Origin of the sequence: Ruminococcus flavefaciens 007c, assembly GCF_000571935.1 — a bacterium.
Classification (GTDB): domain Bacteria; phylum Bacillota; class Clostridia; order Oscillospirales; family Ruminococcaceae; genus Ruminococcus; species Ruminococcus flavefaciens_F.
Genome location: NZ_ATAX01000035.1, coordinates 104,720 through 124,337, shown reverse-complemented (window position 1 = coordinate 124,337; position 19,618 = coordinate 104,720). Strand labels below are relative to the sequence as shown.

The window sequence follows — 19,618 nt, the reverse complement described above, 5'->3', positions numbered from 1 at the left end:
AAAGGATAGATAAAATGTCAGATCTTATCAATTCTGCTTCCCTCCGACTCCGTGAGATCATCATGGACGCCCTCGGAGTTCTGGTGGCAGAGCAGGAGATACCCGCAGTACCGCTGCCGAGTTTCAACATCGAGATCCCTGCGGACAAGTCCCACGGTGATTTCGCCGCAAATACCGCTATGGTATGCGCAAAGGCTCTGAAGATGCCTCCGAGAAAGATCGCCGAGCTCATCTGCGATAAGCTCAGCCTTGAAGGCACTATCTTCGAAAAGGCAGAAGTAGCCGGCCCAGGATTCCTCAACTTCTTCCTCAGCAGGAAGTGGTTCTCGGACGTAGTAAAGAACGTCCTCGATGAAGGCGGCGACTACGGAAAGACCCAGCTCGGTAAGGGCAAGAAGGTCCTCGTTGAGTTCGTTTCCGCAAACCCCACAGGTCCCATGCACATAGGCAACGCAAGAGGCGGCGCTATCGGAGACTGTCTCGCCAGCGTGCTCCAGTGGGCAGGCTATCACGCCGAGCGTGAATTCTACGTCAATGACGCAGGAAACCAGATTGAAAAGTTCGGAAAGTCACTTGAGCTCAGATATATGCAGCTCTGCTCCGACAAGGGACAGGAGCTCATCGCTCAGTACAAGGACGATACTGACAAGCTCTGCTCCGTTATCTATGAGGGCAGCGGAGAAGACGGAGAGTTCGCTATGCCCGAGGACGTTTACCTCGGCACGGACATAATCGAACACGCCAAGAACTTCTACGATATAAACGGCAAGGCTATGGAAAACGTTTCAGGCGAGGAACGCCGCAAGGCTCTCGTTGACTACGCTCTTCCGATAAATATAGCAGGTCTTGAACGCGACCTGAAGAAGTACCGCATAGTTTACGATAACTGGTTCCGCGAGAGCACAGTCCACGAGAAGAACGAGACAAAGCTGGTAGTGGACAAGCTCATGGAGGCAGATAAGGCCTACGAGCAGGACGGCGCTATCTGGTTCAGGGCTACAGATTACGGTATGGATAAGGACTTCGTGCTCAGGCGCAGCAACGGTCTTTACACATATATAGTTCCCGATATCGCTTACCACTACAACAAGCTGGTCACACGTAACTTTGACAAAGCCATCAACGTACTCGGTGCAGACCACCACGGCTACGTTCCGAGACTGAAGGCCGCTCTCAACGCTCTCGGCGTTGATGAAACAAAGCTGGATGTAGTCCTCATGCAGATGGTAAGACTTGTCCGCAACGGCGAGACCGTAAAGCTCTCAAAGAGAAGCGGCAAGGCTATCACACTGGTAACTCTCCTTGATGAGATACCAATAGACGCTGCACGTTTCTTCTTCAATCTCCGCGAGGCAAATTCACAGTTTGAATTCGATCTCGGTCTGGCAATCGAAAAGACCTCCCAGAATCCTGTATACTACGTTCAGTATGCACACGCAAGAATATGCAGTATGCTCAGGACTCTGGCAGACGAGGGCATCAATATCCCCTCCTCCGCAGACTTTGATCTTCTGTCCGACGCACGCGAGATCGAGCTGATCCGCCACCTTGCTTCTCTCCCCGGAGAGATCGACCAGGCAGCAAAGACCTACGATCCAGCAAAGATCACAAAGTATGCCATTGATCTTGCAACTCTTTTCCACCGTTTCTATGACGCCTGCAGCGTAAAGAACGCAGAAAGCGAGGAACTCAGGAATGCCCGTATCCTCCTCTGTGTGGCAGTACGCCAGACTCTCAGGAATGTACTCGAGATACTCAACATCGATCGTCCCGAGAAAATGTAATTTTCTTACCGTAAAAATTACGGTTTGGTTACAAAAAAATTCACCGCTATGGTGAAAATAGACAAAATTCAACATATAAGCAAGTCATGTTTGTGAGCCTTCAGACGAAAGTTAACAGTTTGTTAACAAATTGACGCCGAAAATGTGTTACAATTTGTAATATGTTGAGGAGAGATTTACTCTCCCGACTCTCTCTGAAGGTCCGCTCAAAATAAGATCTTATTAAGAGAAAGGATGTAAACCATGTCCAACAGATTATTTCAGGGTTTAGTTCATCAGATGCGCGATTCTATCGACGCAACCATCGGTGTAGTTGATGAGACTGCTACAATCATCGCCTGCAGTGACCTGACTCGTGTAGGTACTACCAACGAGTTCGTTTCCCTCGATCTCAGCGATTCACACGACATATTTATCCGTGACGGCTTCACATACAAGCCCTTCGGCTCAAGAGTAAAGCCCGATTACGCTGTATTCGTTGAGGGCGTTGACGACGCTGCTGCAAAGTATGCAAGCATCCTCGCTATCGCACTTTCCAATATCAAGCAGTACTACGATGAGAAGTACGACAGAAACAACTTCATCAAGAACGTTATACTCGACAACGTTCTCCCCGGAGATATTGTCATCAAGGCAAGAGAGCTCCACTTCAACGCTGAGATCAGCCGCGCTGTATTCCTCATAAGGATCATCTCCGCTAACGATATTTCAGCTTATGATGTTATCCAGAACCTCTTCCCTGATAAGAACAAGGACTTCGTCTTCAATATCACAGAGACAGATATAGTTCTCGTAAAGGAGCTCAAGAGCGCTGTTGATTCAAAGGATCTCGAAAAGCTCGCACGTTCCATCGCTGATACTCTCAGCAGTGAGTTCTATACAAGAGTCAATGTTGGTATCGGTACAGCCGTAGTTGGCGTTAAGGATCTGGCACGTTCCTTCAAGGAAGCTCAGATGGCTCTTGAGGTCGGCAAGGTATTCGATACGGACAAGGTTATCGTAAGCTACGACAATCTCGGTATAGCACGTCTTATCTACCACCTCCCCACTACTCTCTGTGAGACCTTCCTCCACGAGGTATTCAAGGTAGGAAGTATCGAGTCACTCGACCACGAAACTCTCTTCACTATCCAGAAATTCTTTGAGAATAACCTGAACGTATCAGAGACTTCCAGAAAGCTCTTCGTTCACAGAAATACTCTCGTTTACAGACTCGAAAAAATCAAAAAGCTTACAGGTCTTGATCTCCGTGAGTTCGATCACGCTATCATATTCAAGATCGCTCTTATGGTAAAGAAGTACCTGTCTGCTAACCCTGTCAAGTTCTGATAGCGCCCCCGCGGCATTATAAGGACTTCGGGGCGGTATATATCCGCCCTTTACAGATTAAGGTAGGTGTAACCCATTGGTAGAACTTAAAAACGTATCCGTGACCTACTCCAGCGGCGTTGACGCACTCAATAACGTCAGCCTGAAGATCAACGACGGCGATTTTGCCTTCGTGGTAGGTTCATCAGGTGCGGGAAAAAGTACTATGATCAAGCTTCTGCTCAAGGAGATAGACGCGACCAGCGGTGTTGTTACCGTTAACGGCTATAACCTGAACAAGCTTAAAAAAAGAAAGATACCTGAATTCCGCCGTACTCTCGGCTTTGTATTCCAGGACTTCAGACTTATACCGTCAATGACAGTATACGAAAATATCGCTTTCGTTCTCAGAGTTATTGACGCCCCCATAAAGTACATACGCAAAAGAGTCCCCTACGTTATCAGTCTGGTAGGACTCCACGCTAAAACAAATTCTTACCCCGATGAACTCTCAGGCGGTGAAAAGCAGCGTGTAGCCATTGCAAGAGCACTGGTAAACGATCCTCAGCTGATAATCGCCGACGAGCCTACAGGTAATATCGATCCCGAGCTCTCATACGAGATAGTCGAGCTCCTCAAGGGCATAAACGACCAGGGTACTACGATACTCATGGTCACCCACGAGCACGACCTCGTAAGACACTTCGGCGGACGTATAATCAATATAACCGAAGGAGAGATCGTATTCGACGAGGTCATCGCAGGTACAGGCGACGAGCTTCTGGCAGATATGGACACCGAGGTGCCCACGGAAGCAATGGCTGCTGCTATCAGCGACGCCGAGCGCATAAACGATCACGACGATGAGGATGTCAATACCGAAGAGGCTATCAACCTCCCCATTGAAAATATGACCGCAGATGATATTATCTCAGCTATCGGAGGAGTCCCCGAGGGAAACAGCTCCGAGGAGCCCGAGCTCATGCAGAAGCTGGCAGATAATATAGATGTGAATATCACAGAGGGCTCTCCCGTTTCAGCAGCAGAAACTCCCGAGGAACTGCTGGCTGCACTGACCGAGAAAACCGAGGGAGGTGCAGAATGAAAATAAGCGGTATCAAATACCTGGCCAATCAGGGCGTGGAAAATATATGGAAGAACAAAATGATGGCCTTCGCTACCTTCTGCGTACTGCTCATATCCCTTCTTCTCGTGGGAATCGCAGGTCTGTTCTATATCAACCTCAATTCCATGATAAAGGGTCTTGGCAGCCAGAACGAGGTGGTAGTCATTATGAATGTCGGCACCACCGAGGAGCAGAACTCCGCAGCAGAAGCCGCTATCAACGAGCTTCCCAATATCGACAAGGTTACCTTCATCTCCAAGGAGGACGCTCTTGCAAGACAGAAAGCCAATCTCCCCAATGCAGAGAAGATCTTCGATGAGTATATCGGCAGCGACGCAAGCTTTATGCCTGACGGTTTCAGCGTTACCGTCAAGGATACCGATAAGATCTCGGACACCACAGCTCAGATAAGCTCACTGGCCAATATCCAGAGCGCATCGGCTTCTCCGCAGGTGGCAGAGTTCCTCAGAGAGCTCAGAAAGGTCGTATCCCTTATCGCAGGCGCTGTTATTATAGCTCTTGCAGTCGTTTCAATGATAATCATCTCCAATACCACAAAGGCAAGCGTTTTTGCCCGCCGTGAGGAGATACAGATAATGAAGTATGTCGGCGCTACAAATGCCTTCATCCGTATGCCCTTCTTCGTTGAGGGTATGGTTACAGGTCTCTTCGCAGGCGCAGGCGCTTACTTCATAACATGGGCAATATACCGCTCGGCATATAATATGATAACAGAGCAGGGTATGCTCATGAACACCTTTGGTGTAAAGAGCCTTATCCCCTTTGAGGATATAAGACTTCCCCTTGCACTGGCATATCTCATCTTCGGTGCTCTCATCGGAGCTCTGGGCAGTGTAATAAGCACGAGAAAGCATATAGACGTATAATAATGTTCGTTCAAGAACAGTGTGAATTTTTTATGAAAGGAGTGTGCATTCGGACAGCAATACCCACGTCCGATACGCAGCTTGATTATGGAAAAGCTACATATGTTTAAGAAGGTCATCTCTTTTGTGACCTGTTCAGTGATCACTTTCGCACTTATCTCAAATTATCCTGCCGGTTCAGGCAGAAATATCAACAAGGCTTCCGCTATGACCATTGCAGAGATGCAGGAAGAGATCAACGTCAACAAAGCTAAGATCAGTGATCTTCAGACACAGCTCGACGCTCTTGCAGGCAATAAAGCCGAGGAGCAGCAGTATCAGTCGATACTCAACGACCAGATCGACATTATCCAGGAAAATATCTCACTCCTCAACAAGGAGCTTGAAAATATCAATGCCGATATCGAATCCACAAAGAACAATATCGCAGGTCTCGATCAGGCTATCGTAGATCAGCAGGAAGAGATCGACAGTAACGTAGAACTCTTCAAGAAGCGCCTCTGCGCTATGTACGTTACTGGAAACGATAACCTCGCTACCGTTATGGTAGGTACGGCAAGCTTCTACGATATGCTGTCAAGAGTTGAGATGGTAAACCGCATCGCTTCATACGATGAGGAGCTTATCAATGATATACTCAGCGACATCGACAAGATGGAGCAGTCCAAGAAGGATCTGGAGTCCGAAAAGCTCACCCTCGAAATGAAGATGGAGGAGCAGACAAAGCGTAAAGAGGAAAAGGCTGCCGAAATGGAAGTACTTAACAATCAGTACTCCAAGACTCAGGCCGAGATCGACCGTATAGCCCAGGAAGAGGCTTATACAGCAGAGCAGATGGCTGAACTGGAAGCTATGAACGCTGAGTTCGACGCCGAGATATCGGCTGAGATCGCCCGTCAGGCCGCAGCTGCTCAGGCTGCATACGAGGCCGAACAGCAAAGACTTGCTCAGGAAAGAGCCGCTGCTCAGGCTGCTGCCGCACAGCAGGCTGCACAGAGCGGTCAGTCATATACCCCCACATATCAGGAACCCGCTTATATCCCCTCACCTTCCGCTTCGGGCTTCTCATGGCCCGCTCCCGGATTCTGCTATATCTCCAGCGGCTACGGTCCCAGATGGGGAACCTTCCACAGAGGTATAGACGTAGGTGACGCAGGTATCCACGGCGGTGCTGCCTGTGCTGCACAGTCAGGTACAGTAATTACAGTAAATAACAACTGCGTTCACGACTACCCCAAGGATTACAGCTGCGGCTGCGGCGGCGGTTACGGTAACTATGTTGTTATCTCCCACGACGGAACATACTCGACACTTTACGGACATCTTGCTTCAGCAGCTGTATCCGTTGGTCAGTACGTTCAGCAGGGACAGGTAATAGGCTATATCGGTTCCACAGGCTGGTCAACAGGCGCTCACCTCCACTTTGAGGTCCGCGTAAACGGTTCAGCCGTAGATCCTATGGGCTACGTTAGTCCGTAAAACAATCAAACACAGTATTTGGGCAGTTCTATCAACTGCCCGAATTTTTGTCAGAAAGCGATGATAATATGAATAAGAAAATCAGTCTTGGTCTGGCGCTGAGCCTAATCGCTATCGCTTCCGCAGTCACATTTATCCTCACTTCCTTTTTCTCGCTGCAAAGCTTCAATAAAAAGGTCGTGGACGTAAACGAAAAGAGCAAGAAGTATAATTCTCTTCAGACTCTTGATACCTTCGTCCGCGAAAACTACCTGGGAGACATAGACGAAAACGAACTCAGCGACGGTATCCTCAAGGGATATATCTCGGGACTTGACGATAAATACTCAAAATACCTCTCGGAAGATGAGTACCTCACTGAGCAGAGCGAGGACGAAGGACAGCTTGTGGGTCTCGGTCTTACCCTTGATGAGGACGAAAGCGGATATATCCGCATCGCCGAGATCATGGAGGATTCTCCCGTAGAAGAAGCCGGTCTCCGCAAGGGCGATATTATCACTATTATTGACGGTGTCGATGTTCTTGTGGCAGGCTTTGACGAGTCCGTGGAGGCTATGCGCGGTACGGAAGGCTCGGAGATAAACCTCACTGTGCGCAGAGGCGGTATAGACAAGGATTATACCTTTACAAGACGCTCCATAGAAATGATCACTGTCAGCGGTGAGATGATCAACGAGTCCGTCGGATATATAAATATAAAGGGCTTCAAGAAGAATACTCCCCAGCAGTTCATAGAAACTCTCGAAAGACTTACCTCAAACGGTGCAAAGGCTATCGTTTTCGACGTTCGCGACAACGGCGGCGGTATAGTGGAATCCCTTTCGGAGTGCCTCGATCCCCTTCTTCCCGAGGGAGTTATCGCAACAGCTGAGTATAAGGACGGCCACAGCGAGACTCTTGTATACTCCGACGAAACAAAGCTGGATATTCCTATGGTAGTACTCGTAAACGGCAAGACCGCCAGTGCTGCCGAGCTCTTTGCAGCTGCACTCCGCGATTACGCAAAGGCTCCGCTGGTAGGCGAAAAGACCTATGGCAAGGGCGTTATGCAGCAGACTACCGAATTCGGCAATAACGGCGCGGTAGTCCTCACAGTGGCTAAGTACAAGACAGAGCTCTCGGAATGCTACGACGGCGTGGGACTGGTTCCCGATCATCCCGTTGAAAATACCGACGAAAACATCGACGAACAGCGTGCACAGGCCATAGATGTGGCTATGAGCTTACTGGAACAGTAATACCTCAGGAGACAGGAAACTGTCTCCTTTTTTATGCCCTTCTGTAAATGTGGCAAAAAACGATGAAATTCAACGGAAAACCATTGAATTTCAAAAATTATATTTTCATCTTTGTAGCTATGCACAATTGCAGATGTGCTTTTTTGTCTGAACTGTATAATGAGCAGCACAGCAGATGCTGTACTGTTCAGCTGCCGGCAAAAAACACATCAAGGACGTCCCCTCTGCTCCTATCCGCATATGATAAACAGCTATTCCGGACTCAAAGAGCTATTGACTTTTTCCGCGTAATATAGTATAATAGTTTGTAATGCTATTTATTAATGTCTGCTCTTTGTCTGTCCTTTAGGACAGAATGAGCTTGACATAAAGAAATGTGATACACAAATTCTCTTACATATAAAAGAATTTGCGCTCCCTGAACGCAGTTCAGGGTAATAACCGCCTGACGGCGGTTATTGATTACACATTTATTATCAAATATTAAGGAGTGCATTGATATGGCTACAAAGAAGATGTCCAGAGAAAGCTACGAAAAGCTCGTTGCTGAACTCGATGACCTTAAGATCAATAAACGTAAGGAAGTTGCCGAAAGACTTAAAGTTGCCCGTTCCTACGGAGACCTCTCCGAGAACGCCGAGTACGATGAGGCAAAAAACGAACAGGCTATCCTCGAAGCTCAGATCAACGAACTTCAGTATACTATTGATAACGCTGAGATAGTTGATGACGATAATATCTCCGTTGATGAGATCGGTATGAGCTCAAAGATCACTATCAAGCGCCTGGATACAGGCAAGACAGAGACCTTTACCATCGTCGGAACCAACCACGCAAACGTTAAAGAGGGCCTTATCTCAGACGAGTCTCCTATCGGCAAGGCTGCTATGAAAAAGAGAGTCGGCGATACATTCATCGTTGAAGCTCCCGCAGGCGAGCTGAAGTTCGAGGTCGTTGAGATCTCAAAGTAATCTCTGAAAGGACATATAAAATGAGCGAAAATCAGGTAAACAGCCCTGTTCAGGCAGAAGAAGAGCCTGTACAGGATATTAATATACTCAAGAAGGACAGACTCGACAAGCTCGCCGATCTCCGCGAGCTGGGACACGATCCCTTCGTTATCACCAAGTTCGATGTAACAGGCCACGCTGCCGATTACAAAAAGGAGTATGAGGCCAAGGAGGCCGAGATACTTGCTGCTGTGGGCGATGATGAGGAGAAGAAGGCTGCCGAGCTGGAAAAGCTCAATGAGAATATCATCCGTATCGCAGGCCGTATCATGAGCTGGAGAGATATGGGTAAGGCTAACTTCATCGACGTCCGCGACAAATCCGACCGTATCCAGGTCTATGTTCGTTCCAACGATGTCGGCGCAGACCTCTTCAAGGAATTCAAGAAGAAGTGGGATATCGGCGATATCATCGGTGTTGAGGGCTATGTATTCAGAACACGCAAGGGCGAGATCTCTATCCACGCCAAGAATATCACCCTCCTTACAAAGTCTCTGCTCCCTCTTCCCGAGAAGTGGCACGGACTCAAGGACACAGATACAAGATACCGTCAGCGTTACCTCGACCTCGTTATCAATCCCGAGGTAAAGGATACCTTCATAAAGCGCTCCATGATAATCTCTTCCATCAGACGTTACCTCGATGATCAGGGCTTCATGGAAGTAGAGACTCCCATGCTTGTCTCAAACGCAGGCGGCGCCGCTGCAAGACCTTTTGAAACTCATTACAACGCTCTCGACGAAGACGTTAAGCTCCGTATCAGCCTCGAGCTCTACCTCAAGAGACTTATCGTCGGCGGTCTGGAGAGAGTTTACGAAATAGGCAGAGTTTTCAGAAATGAGGGCGTTGACACCCGTCATAACCCCGAATTCACACTTATGGAGCTCTACCAGGCTTATACAGACTACTACGGCATGATGGATCTCACCGAGAATATGTACCGCCACGTTGCTCAGGAAGTATGCGGTACTACCTGCGTTCCCTACGGCGAGCATATGATCGACCTCGGCAAGCCCTTCGAGCGTCTCACTATGATAGACGCTGTAAAGAAGTACTCTGGCGTTGACTTCAATGAGATCAATACTCTCGAAGAAGCACGTAAAATAGCTGATGAAAAGGGTGTGGAGTACGAGGATCGCCACAAGCGCGGCGATATTCTCAACCTCTTCTTCGAAGCCTTCGTTGAAGAGCACCTCATTCAGCCTACCTTCATCATGGATCACCCCATCGAGATCTCACCTCTCACCAAGAAAAAGCCCGACGCTCCCGACTATGTTGAGCGTTTCGAGCTCTTCATCACAGGCCGTGAGATGTGTAACGCTTATTCAGAGCTCAATGATCCTATCGACCAGCGTGAGCGCTTCAAGGCTCAGGAAGAGGCTCTCAGCCAGGGTGACGAGGAAGCTAACCGCACAGACGAGGACTTCCTCAATGCTCTTGAGATCGGTATGCCTCCTACGGGCGGTATCGGCTACGGCATCGACCGTCTGGTAATGCTGCTGACAAACAGCGCTTCTATCAGGGATGTACTGCTCTTTCCGACACTTAAGAGTCTCGATAAATAAGCCTTCCCATTCCGCAAAAGGGAAATAATATAAAAAAAGATCACCTATTAAAACAGCGTGGGTGTCAGTCCTTATTATGCTTGTGGGAGTGATCATCGGAATGAGCGCATTGTTCTTTCTTGACAACACAGCAATGCTTATTCTGCTTGGCGTTCCGGCAGCAGCTGTTTTCGCAGCAGGTCTTATCTATAATTTACTTTTTGTACGCTGCCCACACTGCGGTTATCACCCCGGCAAAATAATGGGGGTAAAGTGTCCTCACTGCGGAAAGAATTTAGAAGAATAAACCACATTCGGGCGGCATTTCAGCCGCCCGTTATCGTAAGGAACATACTATGAAAGAAAAAGATAAGAAAAATGCTCCCGCATCTCCCGAGGAGAACGACAAAATCGATATTAAAAAGAGCATTTTCCAGGTCAACAAGGATCTGAAAAAACAGCGTGAGGCCGAAATGCAGGCTCAGCAGCAGGAAATAGAACGCCGTTACGCCGAAAAGGAAAAGCAGAAGCGCGAGGCCTACGAAAAAAAGCTCCAGGACGAAAGGATCGAACTCATGCGCCTCAAGCAGGGGCTTGTTGACGAGAGCGAGGCTACTATCCACGAGGAAAAGGAAGAGGAAGTAAAGCTCTCCTTAGGTAAAAAGATCTTCAACTTCTTCTACCATAACAAATGGTGGCTTGGACTGGGAGTATTCTTCGTCGGTCTGGGTGTATTCCTTATAACGGATATGCTCTCAAAGCCTCATCCCGATTCGATCATACTTATGCTCTGTGAAAACGGAGACGTGGGCAATTCCACATACCTCAGCGAATTCTTTGAGGAATACGCCGATGACAGCAACGGCAACGGCAAGGTCGAGGTATCGGTGTACTACATTCCCTACGGCGACGACGAGTACCAGAACTACATCAACGGTGTATCAAACAAGCTGACGAACTTCCTCAATAACGCCGATTCAGTCATCGTCATCGGAAATAAAAAGACTACCGATGAACTGCTGATCCCCGATGAATCACTTGTGGATCTAAGCAGGCTCTATCCCGATGATCCCCATGTAAAGGACTGCTGCTACTATCTGAAAAATACTGATTTTGCCGAAAAGATAGGCATTGCTCCCAGTCTTATAAGCGACGATATGTTCCTTGCACTCAGAAAACCGAAAAAGCTCCTCCATTCCAGTGAAAAGGATATGCAGGAGACCTACGACAAGGACTTCCCGTTATTTGACAAAATGATAAAGGATCTGTCCAAAACCAAATAAAATCAAGCCATAGCACCTGTATTTACGGATGCTATGGCTTTTTTATTCCTGTTGAGTTGTTCTGACGCTATTCAAAAATAAGATATCCTATAACGGAATTTGACATGAGAAAGCCCTTAGGCGTGAGCCATACCCTCTCCCCGTCAGTCTCCGCATAGCCGCTCTTTATAAGGGGCGGCAGTTTTTTCATTATCTCCTCCCTGTGCTCGGGAACGTCACCGAGAAGAAGGCCTTCCTTCAGCCTCAGCCGGAGCATTGCATACTCCTCAAATCCGCAGGGACTTTCGTCGGTGACCGTTATCTGCTGTACCTCGCTGTTTATAAAGCCTTCCAGATCGCGCTCCACGGCAAAGCGCCTGCCCTTATAGCAGGAATGTGCCGCAGGTCCTATGCCGAGATAATCACTGCACTTCCAGTATCGGGTATTATGGCGACTCTCATAGCCTTTTTTTGCAAAATTCGACACCTCGTACTGCATAAAGCCTCTTTCTTCAAGGAGACCTGCCATTTCCAGATACAGCTCTGCGGTACTGTCCTCGTCGGGCAGCCTGCTCCGTATCTCCTCGCAGTCAAAGGGCGTACCATTCTCCGTTTTCAGTATATATGCCGATATATGCTGCACAGGCAGAGCCGTCATGCGCTCAATGGAAAAGCGCAGGCTCTCCTTGTCCTGATCGGGCAGAGCTATCATAAGATCACAGGAGATATTGTCAAAGCCTGCTTCTGCCGCTTCAAGTACAGCCTGCTCCGCACGTCCGGCGCTATGTACTCTTCCCAGCACCTTCAGCTCGGCATCAGACATGGACTGTACTCCCACGGACAGGCGGTTTATGCCTATGCCATGCAGCTCGGAAAGCTTCTGTGCAGTCAGGGTGCAGGGATTGGCTTCCATGGTGATCTCAGCGTCAGCACTTACGACAAAGCTACTCCTTATACATTCAAGTATTGCCCTCAGCTGCTCCGCGGTGAGCAGAGAGGGAGTGCCTCCCCCGAAGTATATCGTATCCACATACCTGCTTTTGTCAGAGTAATGGCGTATATTACGCAAAACTGCCGCGATGTATCCCTCCGCAGCAGCTTTTGTCCATGCCACGGAATAGAAATCACAGTATGCGCATTTCTTTCCGCAGAACGGCACGTGTATATATATCCCGAGACTGTTCATTCTTTGACGTCTATACGGATAGAAGGTGCCAGGCTGAAGAAGAAGGCGTTGACTATCCTGGGGACAATGGCCATTGAAAGTATAAGTCCTATACACATAGGCATCTCATGTGTGAACATCCACTCATTGTCAGCACCGTGTATATAGATGTATATTATCAGCGCAAAGGCTGCAAGGCAGTATATAGCCTTGAATATTGTCGCGCCCTTGCCGTTGACGCAGAGCCTACCGCACTCCATGCAGGGCTTTCCCTTTGAATTGAGCTGTCCGGCCATTGCCTTGGACCAGGGATTGAAGCTCTTTTTGCCGCAGTGGGGGCATTTGTATATATTACTCATATTTATTCTTTTCCTTCCTCGGAGCTTAACTCTGTATCTATGGGTTCAAGTTCTTTAACAAGCTTTGCCATGGGGACTTCGCCAGCAAGACGGGGAGTAAGTCCCAGACGTACTGCTTTCTTTTTCTTTCTGCGATGTCTGAAAACACTGAGAAAGTCCTCGGGGTGGAGAACTGCCAGCGTAAGCAGCATTATCAGCAGAGCTGCAAATATCAGCCTGAAGTTGTCATCACCTGCCGCAAGTCCGAATATGAGCAGGACTGCGGCAGTCACGCAGAAGCTTGTACGCGACTTCTCGCGGAGCCTTATTCTTATGGAGCGGAAAAAACGTCCCGCCGCCGAATTTTTCTTCAAGAAGTATTCTGTAATGACTGTTATGATACTGAGAACGAATACCGCCCCCAGCAGTCCGAGAATGATATAGTTTATCATGATATCCTCCTGTTATGGGGAAATGTATCGGAGCTGCTCAGCTGTCAAGCTTCAGGACGCTCATAAACGCCTCCTGTGGCACCTCTACCGTACCCAGCTGACGCATACGCTTCTTTCCTTCCTTCTGCTTTTCAAGCAGCTTCTTCTTTCTGGTTATATCACCGCCGTAACACTTGGCAAGAACGTCCTTGCGCATGGCCTTTACGGTCTCACGTGCAATTATCTTGCCGCCGATAGCAGCCTGTATCGGTACCTCAAACATCTGGCGCGGAATGTTTTCTTTAAGCTTTTCGGCTATCTTGCGTGCTCTTGGATAAGCCTTGTCAGTATGGATGATGAAGCTCAGGGCATCAACTATATCGCCGTTGAGAAGTATATCCAGCTTGACAAGCTTGCTGGGAACATAGCCCATCATCTCGTAATCAAAGGAAGCATAGCCCTTTGTGCGGGATTTCAGTACGTCGAAGAAATCATAGACTATCTCGTTCAGCGGCAGCTCGTAGTGGAGCTCGACACGGGTATCGTCAAGGTACTTCATATCCTTGAATACTCCTCGTCTGTCCTGACAGAGCTCCATGATATTGCCCACGTAGTCCGAGGGCGAAAGGATGCTTGCCTTTACCATAGGCTCCTCTGCCACCTGTATCAGCGCAGGATCGGGATAATTGGTAGGGTTGTCGATGTACTGCACCTCGCCGTTGGTAAGAGTTACCTTGTATATTACCGATGGGGCTGTGGTGATAAGGTCGAGATTGTACTCACGTTCAAGACGCTCCTGTATGATCTCCATATGGAGAAGTCCCAGGAAGCCGCAGCGGAATCCGAAGCCAAGAGCAATGGAGGTCTCGGGCTCGAAGGACAGTGAAGCGTCGTTGAGCTGGAGCTTTTCCAGAGCTTCACGGAGATCACCGTACTTTGCTCCGTCAGCAGGGTATATACCCGAGAATACCATGGGATTTACCTTTCGGTAACCGGGAAGGGGTTCGTCGCAGGGATCGTCGTCGTTGGTGACGGTATCGCCCACCTGCGTATCGCCTATGCTCTTGATGGAAGCGGCAATATAGCCTACCTCTCCTGCTTCAAGACTTCCGTTGTTAACAAGGTTGGAAGCGTCCATAAAACCTGCCTCCACTACGTTGAACACGGCTCCTGTAGCCATAAGGCGGATATTGTCACCTACCTTTACCTTGCCCTCTTTAACACGGACATATATGATAACTCCCTTGTAAGAGTCGTAATAGCTGTCAAAGATAAGCGCCTTCAGGGGCTTTTCCGTATCTCCCTTGGGAGCGGGTATATCCGTTACTATCTTCTCCAGCACCTCTTCGATGTTTATGCCCATTTTAGCGGAGATACGCGGAGCGTCCATGGCCGGTATACCTATGACGTTCTCCACCTCGCTGCATACTCTCTCGGGATCTGCCGAGGGAAGATCTATCTTGTTGACAACGGGGACCACCTCAAGGTCGTGCTCGATGGCAAGATAGGTGTTTGCAAGAGTCTGCGCCTCTATGCCCTGTGAAGCGTCAACAACAAGGACAGCTCCCTCGCAGGCTGCAAGAGAACGTGATACCTCATAGTTGAAGTCAACATGGCCGGGGGTGTCGATGAGGTTGAAGATATAGTCCTCTCCGTCCTTAGCGGTATACTTCAGACGCACTGCACGGGCTTTGATAGTTATTCCGCGCTCACGCTCGATGTCCATATTGTCCAGAAGCTGATCCTCCATGTCACGGATAGCAACTGTCTCGGTCTTTTCAAGGATACGGTCGGCAAGTGTGGATTTGCCGTGATCTATATGCGCTATAATACAGAAATTTCTGATCTTATCGTTAGCCAAAGCTTTACCTCTTTTCAATACATATTTACTCAGTATAATTATATCAGAAACTCCGCGGTTTGTAAAGAGTTTTATTGCCGAATAAAAATCAGCCGTATGCACATATCCTGATACAGGAGTCTGTACATACGGCTGAACCGTTCAGAAGTGTTTATTTTGCATTGGAATCCAGTGAAGCTACCTTCTTGAGAAGGAATTCCTGTATCTTTACTGCGTCATCGGGAGTGATTCCCTTTACAGAAGTATCTACGTCTGCCTGTGCCTTGCCCTTTTCGGTAAGAGGCTTCTCGGCAGTACCGCCTATTCCGTACTTATTGGGATTTGCAAGAGCCTGCATTATGAGAACTGCGTCTGCAAGATCCACCTTTCCGTCACAGTTTGCGTCGCCCCAGACAACATCGCCCGAGCCGCCGTTTATAGTTACTTTATAGGAGATATCCACGCCGTAGCAGTAGGTGAATTTGTAATAATCGCCTACACCGCCTTTGATCCTGACGGTATACTCGCCTGAGGGAAGAGTCTTGAACTTATCCTTGCTGTAGCTCTTTCCGCTGCTGTCTATGACAGATACAATGCCGTCGTTTACATCAGCGTCCGTATATCTTCCGCCGCCTGAGCCTGCCCCCTGCTGCGGAGTTCCGCCGAAGAGAAGACCGCTGAGGTCAAGCTCATCGCCCTGCTCATAAACTGTCTTTGTCGGGTAGGAATCAACGCCCTTGAAGTCATATCCGGGATGGATAGTAGGACCAGGCCCTGTAGTGGTCACAGATGTTGTTATAATTTCCTCGCTGACAGTGGTTGTCGTAGTGTTTGTAGTTGAAGTAGTAGTAACGCTTGTAGTCGTTGTGGTGGTAGTTGTTGCGGAAGATGTGGTAGTAGTCACAGTTCCGGGAGAAGGAGCGCCGCCGTAATACTCAGAGAGCGATATACCGTTGCCTGCGCGTCCCATAGGTATCTTATGGTCAAGGCTGATGAACTTTCCGTTCTTGTCCTGCCAGAGTGCGGGCTTGACGAACTCATACTTCACATCGTCCCACTTGCCGAAGTTATCGTAAACCAGTCCGCCTGTATCCGATGAATTCTCGTTGAAGCACCAGAATGTATGATGGATATGGTTATCTATCATATAATCTCTGATCTCCTTGAGCCAGTGTCTGTTTTCGCCGGTCTTGTCGTGTTCATCATCTACCCAGCCGCCCCATTCGCCGATGAGCAGCGGTGCGATCTTCTCTTCGCCGATGAATGCCCATGTATCTCTCCAGTAATCATCGAGGAGAGTCTCTCTGCTGAAGGTCTTTGAAGGATCTTCAAGATAGAACCAGTCCTGCTTCCAAACCTCAGGACCGTAATCGTGAGGTGAGTATACCAGCTGGCTCTGATACTTGCCGAGATCTATGGGGTAGTCCCTTACGCCGCGGAGATTAGCTCCCCACCATGCGCCGTAGTAAGGACTGTACATAGTCGTATAGTCGATACCGGGAGAATCCCAGTCCTGTCCCTCTTCAAACTTCGGATATACCTCTATACCCTCTACCATGATCAGCAGATTGGGATTTATATCAAGAACTGCCTTTGCTCCGCGCTCTGCGGCATACTTCCAGTTATTGATGTCCTTTGAGCCGTCCCACTTTGCCATGGCGCCCTCGTCGTGCTTGCCGTGAGGCTCGTTCTTGAGGTCGATGGCGATAATGGTATCGTCGTCCTTGTAATAATCAGTCACCCATTCAAGTGCCTCGATCCAGTCCTCGGTGCTGTATTTCGAGTCATACCATGTAGCAACCTGATGACCGTTTGAAGCAGTGGTAGCGCAGTGAATGTCTATCATTATCTTGAGTCCGTTCTCACGGCACCATTCTACTGCCTGATTCCAGATGTCGAAGCTGTACTTTATAGTACCGCCCTCAACTCCCTCAACGGTAAGCTCAGGATTCTCATACTGGTTTACCTTTACCAGTCCGTCGGGCTTTTTGTTCTTCCACTGGAGAAGTATCTCTGTGGACATGGGTACACGAAGCAGATTGAAGCCGTGATCTGCGATAAGATCAAGACAATGGTGCATATTCTGCGACCATACTCCATCGAATACCTGGCTGCCTACATTGTAGCCGAACCAGTTTACTCCCGTGAGCCATACCTCATTGCCGTTCATGTCAACGATCTGTGCCTTATCGTTTACATGGAGCCAGTCATCATGGTACTCGTCGGGAGCTGCCGATGCTGTTTTCTCGGGAAGCCCGGCCGATGTGGGCACAAGCAACACCGCAGCAGCCGAAACAACAGCTGCTACTCTTTTTAAAATCTTATTTGCCATATTAAAACCCCTCTCTTTAGTATTATACAGCAATGTTACGGATTTGTTAACATCACTATTATACATCTTTTCACTCCTGTTGTCAACGCCGTTTGTAGAATTCAGCAAAAAATGGGTGCTTTTTTTGTCATATCCATGAATGGCAAATTCTATTTATCCCTTGCAATATAACGTAAAATATAATATAATTATCGGTAGAGGGACTGCCGCAAGGCAGAATGAGAGAGATGGCCGAAAGGCAATAAAGCTAAAGGAGGATTTTCCATGAAGATCAAACAGACCACAGCGGCTGTAACTGCCGCAGTACTGCTTTCAGCAGCGATCCCACTGTCCAATGTGAACGCGGCTGACTCATTTCCGCAGATGTCATTCACATCATGGCAGGCAGCCTATTCCTATGTACTCAACAGCTTCTACACTAATCCCGACTACAACTTCGACGTTGAGTCACAGGAACCGTCCTGCTTTGAGATCTACGACATAGACCATGACGGCAATCCGGAGCTCTTTATATCACAGAACAATTTCCGTTCCGGCACCTGTACCGTATACTCTTATTACGAAGGAAATCTGTCGGATCCCGTAGAGCTGGGCACCTACGGCATCGCCTTCACCGATCCCAACGCACATTACCTCGTGCATAACGATGTACATATGGGAGTCCGTTCGCTTACCTATTTCAGGCTTGAAAAGGGCAGATTCATACGTGAGGAGTCCTTCACCGACAACACCATGAACAAGGACATAGAGGGCGTCGAGATAGTATACAAGATCAACGGCAAAGAGGTATCCGAGACACAGTACGTCCAGGAAAAGGAAAAGTACGACCACTTTGAGCTCACACCACACGGCAGAGCCATATGTATGAACTCACTCACTACTCTGACAGACGAGATATATTATGAATATATGTTCAACTATTACAGTGTTATCGGCAGAACACACTACAACAGTTCAAACAGCATCACCGTTGCGGATGAGATAAACGATCTCCCCGTAACGACCGTAAGCGATAATGCTTTCCTCAATGATGATGATCTGGAAGCCGTTGTTCTCGGCGCAAATGTAAGCAATATCGGTTACTGCGCATTTGCGGGCACAAAGAATCTGAACTCCTTCAAATTCGGCTGTTCTCCCGATGTGATCGGTCAAAAGGCCTTTGAAGGCTGCATATCTCTTGAAAAATTCGAAGGAATGAACAGTATAGGCAATTATCATATCGTTGACGGCGTTGTTTACCGCAGCGATATGGCAGATCTGGCAGTATATCCCGCAGGCAGAAAGGACAAGGACTTCACCGTCCCCTCCTATATCCAGACTATCGAACCCTATGCCTTTGCGGGAAATCCGTATATCGAGAACATCGTATGCGATGAGTCGGTCAATACCGTCAGCGAAGGAGCCTTCTCAAACTGCGGCAATCTCGCATCGGTGACTATTTACAACGGCGAAGCAAATATCATCAACAAGAACGAACAGTTCACCATATGCAACAGCTATGATTTCAAAACAGGCGAAAGCATATACAACGGCGTCATAAAAGGCTATGACAAGTCCACTGCCCGCAACTGGGCAACTCCCAGAAAGGTCAAATTCGAAGCCCTTGAAGGAGAATATATCAAAAACAAAGGCGATGTCAACAATGACTCCATCGTGGACTCGGTAGACGCTTCTCTCATACTTGCAGAGTACGCTCTCACCTCCACAGGTAAGACCGGCAGCTTCAACGCTTCCCAGAGCAAGTGCGCCGATGTTGACAGGAGCGGTACTGTTGATTCGGTAGACGCTTCAAAGGTCCTCGCTTACTATTCATACACCTCAACTCACTTAGGTGCGCCTTCTATCGAGATTTTCTTCAGTATGGAACAGTAAAT

General features: G+C 48.4%; 16 protein-coding genes. 11 read left to right on the top strand and 5 right to left on the bottom strand.

Annotated elements, in window-relative coordinates:
- The first annotated feature begins 14 nt into the window (after window positions 1-14).
- From argS to RF007C_RS14430, 10 genes are all read left to right on the top strand, one after another.
- Complete coding sequence (argS, locus tag RF007C_RS14475) at window positions 15-1,784, top strand: arginine--tRNA ligase (protein WP_037301037.1); 1,770 nt, start codon at window positions 15-17, stop codon at window positions 1,782-1,784.
- A gap of 243 nt (window positions 1,785-2,027) precedes the next feature.
- A complete protein-coding gene (locus tag RF007C_RS14470; RefSeq protein WP_019680782.1) occupies window positions 2,028-3,113 on the top strand; it encodes a helix-turn-helix domain-containing protein in 1,086 nt (361 codons plus the stop codon).
- Window positions 3,114-3,189: 76 nt separating this feature from the next.
- On the top strand, window positions 3,190-4,197 hold the full coding sequence (gene ftsE / locus RF007C_RS14465) for a cell division ATP-binding protein FtsE (RefSeq protein WP_037301034.1): 1,008 nt from the start codon (window positions 3,190-3,192) through the stop codon (window positions 4,195-4,197).
- A complete protein-coding gene (ftsX, locus tag RF007C_RS14460; protein WP_019680784.1) occupies window positions 4,194-5,105 on the top strand; it encodes a permease-like cell division protein FtsX in 912 nt (303 codons plus the stop codon). The genes ftsE and ftsX overlap by 4 nt, the downstream gene beginning before the upstream one ends.
- A gap of 102 nt (window positions 5,106-5,207) precedes the next feature.
- Window positions 5,208-6,584, top strand: a complete 1,377-nt coding sequence (locus RF007C_RS16700) for a murein hydrolase activator EnvC family protein (protein ID WP_051456694.1) — start codon at window positions 5,208-5,210, stop codon at window positions 6,582-6,584.
- Window positions 6,585-6,652: 68 nt separating this feature from the next.
- Window positions 6,653-7,822 carry a S41 family peptidase gene (locus RF007C_RS14450; RefSeq protein WP_019680787.1) on the top strand — a complete coding sequence of 390 codons (1,170 nt, stop codon included), beginning with the start codon at window positions 6,653-6,655 and terminating at the stop codon, window positions 7,820-7,822.
- 500 nt (window positions 7,823-8,322) lie between these two features.
- Window positions 8,323-8,793: a transcription elongation factor GreA gene (greA, locus tag RF007C_RS14445; RefSeq protein WP_019680788.1), complete on the top strand. Its 471-nt coding sequence runs from the start codon at window positions 8,323-8,325 to the stop codon at window positions 8,791-8,793.
- Window positions 8,794-8,813: 20 nt separating this feature from the next.
- On the top strand, window positions 8,814-10,397 hold the full coding sequence (gene lysS / locus RF007C_RS14440; protein WP_037301032.1) for a lysine--tRNA ligase: 1,584 nt from the start codon (window positions 8,814-8,816) through the stop codon (window positions 10,395-10,397).
- A 100-nt stretch (window positions 10,398-10,497) separates the two neighbouring features.
- Window positions 10,498-10,683, top strand: a complete 186-nt coding sequence (locus tag RF007C_RS14435) for a hypothetical protein (RefSeq protein WP_037301030.1) — start codon at window positions 10,498-10,500, stop codon at window positions 10,681-10,683.
- 49 nt (window positions 10,684-10,732) lie between these two features.
- A complete protein-coding gene (locus tag RF007C_RS14430; protein WP_037301029.1) occupies window positions 10,733-11,659 on the top strand; it encodes a cell envelope integrity protein TolA in 927 nt (308 codons plus the stop codon).
- A gap of 67 nt (window positions 11,660-11,726) precedes the next feature.
- On the opposite strand, the gene hemW is transcribed toward RF007C_RS14430, so the two are convergent.
- From hemW to RF007C_RS14405, 5 genes are all read right to left on the bottom strand, one after another.
- Complete coding sequence (hemW, locus tag RF007C_RS14425; protein ID WP_037301027.1) at window positions 11,727-12,824, bottom strand: radical SAM family heme chaperone HemW; 1,098 nt, start codon at window positions 12,822-12,824, stop codon at window positions 11,727-11,729.
- Complete coding sequence (locus RF007C_RS14420) at window positions 12,821-13,162, bottom strand: hypothetical protein (RefSeq protein WP_019680791.1); 342 nt, start codon at window positions 13,160-13,162, stop codon at window positions 12,821-12,823. The genes hemW and RF007C_RS14420 overlap by 4 nt, the downstream gene beginning before the upstream one ends.
- 2 nt (window positions 13,163-13,164) lie before the next feature.
- The gene (locus RF007C_RS14415; RefSeq protein ID WP_037301025.1) at window positions 13,165-13,593 is read right to left on the bottom strand and encodes a hypothetical protein; all 429 of its coding nucleotides are present in this window, start codon (window positions 13,591-13,593) and stop codon (window positions 13,165-13,167) included.
- A gap of 37 nt (window positions 13,594-13,630) precedes the next feature.
- Window positions 13,631-15,433 carry a translation elongation factor 4 gene (lepA, locus tag RF007C_RS14410; RefSeq protein WP_019680793.1) on the bottom strand — a complete coding sequence of 601 codons (1,803 nt, stop codon included), beginning with the start codon at window positions 15,431-15,433 and terminating at the stop codon, window positions 13,631-13,633.
- Between the two features lie 151 nt (window positions 15,434-15,584).
- On the bottom strand, window positions 15,585-17,744 hold the full coding sequence (locus RF007C_RS14405; RefSeq protein WP_037301024.1) for a cellulase family glycosylhydrolase: 2,160 nt from the start codon (window positions 17,742-17,744) through the stop codon (window positions 15,585-15,587).
- 264 nt (window positions 17,745-18,008) lie between these two features.
- Here RF007C_RS14405 and RF007C_RS16695 point away from each other — a divergent pair, with 264 nt between their 5' ends.
- Window positions 18,009-19,616, top strand: a complete 1,608-nt coding sequence (locus RF007C_RS16695) for a leucine-rich repeat protein (protein ID WP_051456693.1) — start codon at window positions 18,009-18,011, stop codon at window positions 19,614-19,616.
- Window positions 19,617-19,618: the final 2 nt, after the last annotated feature.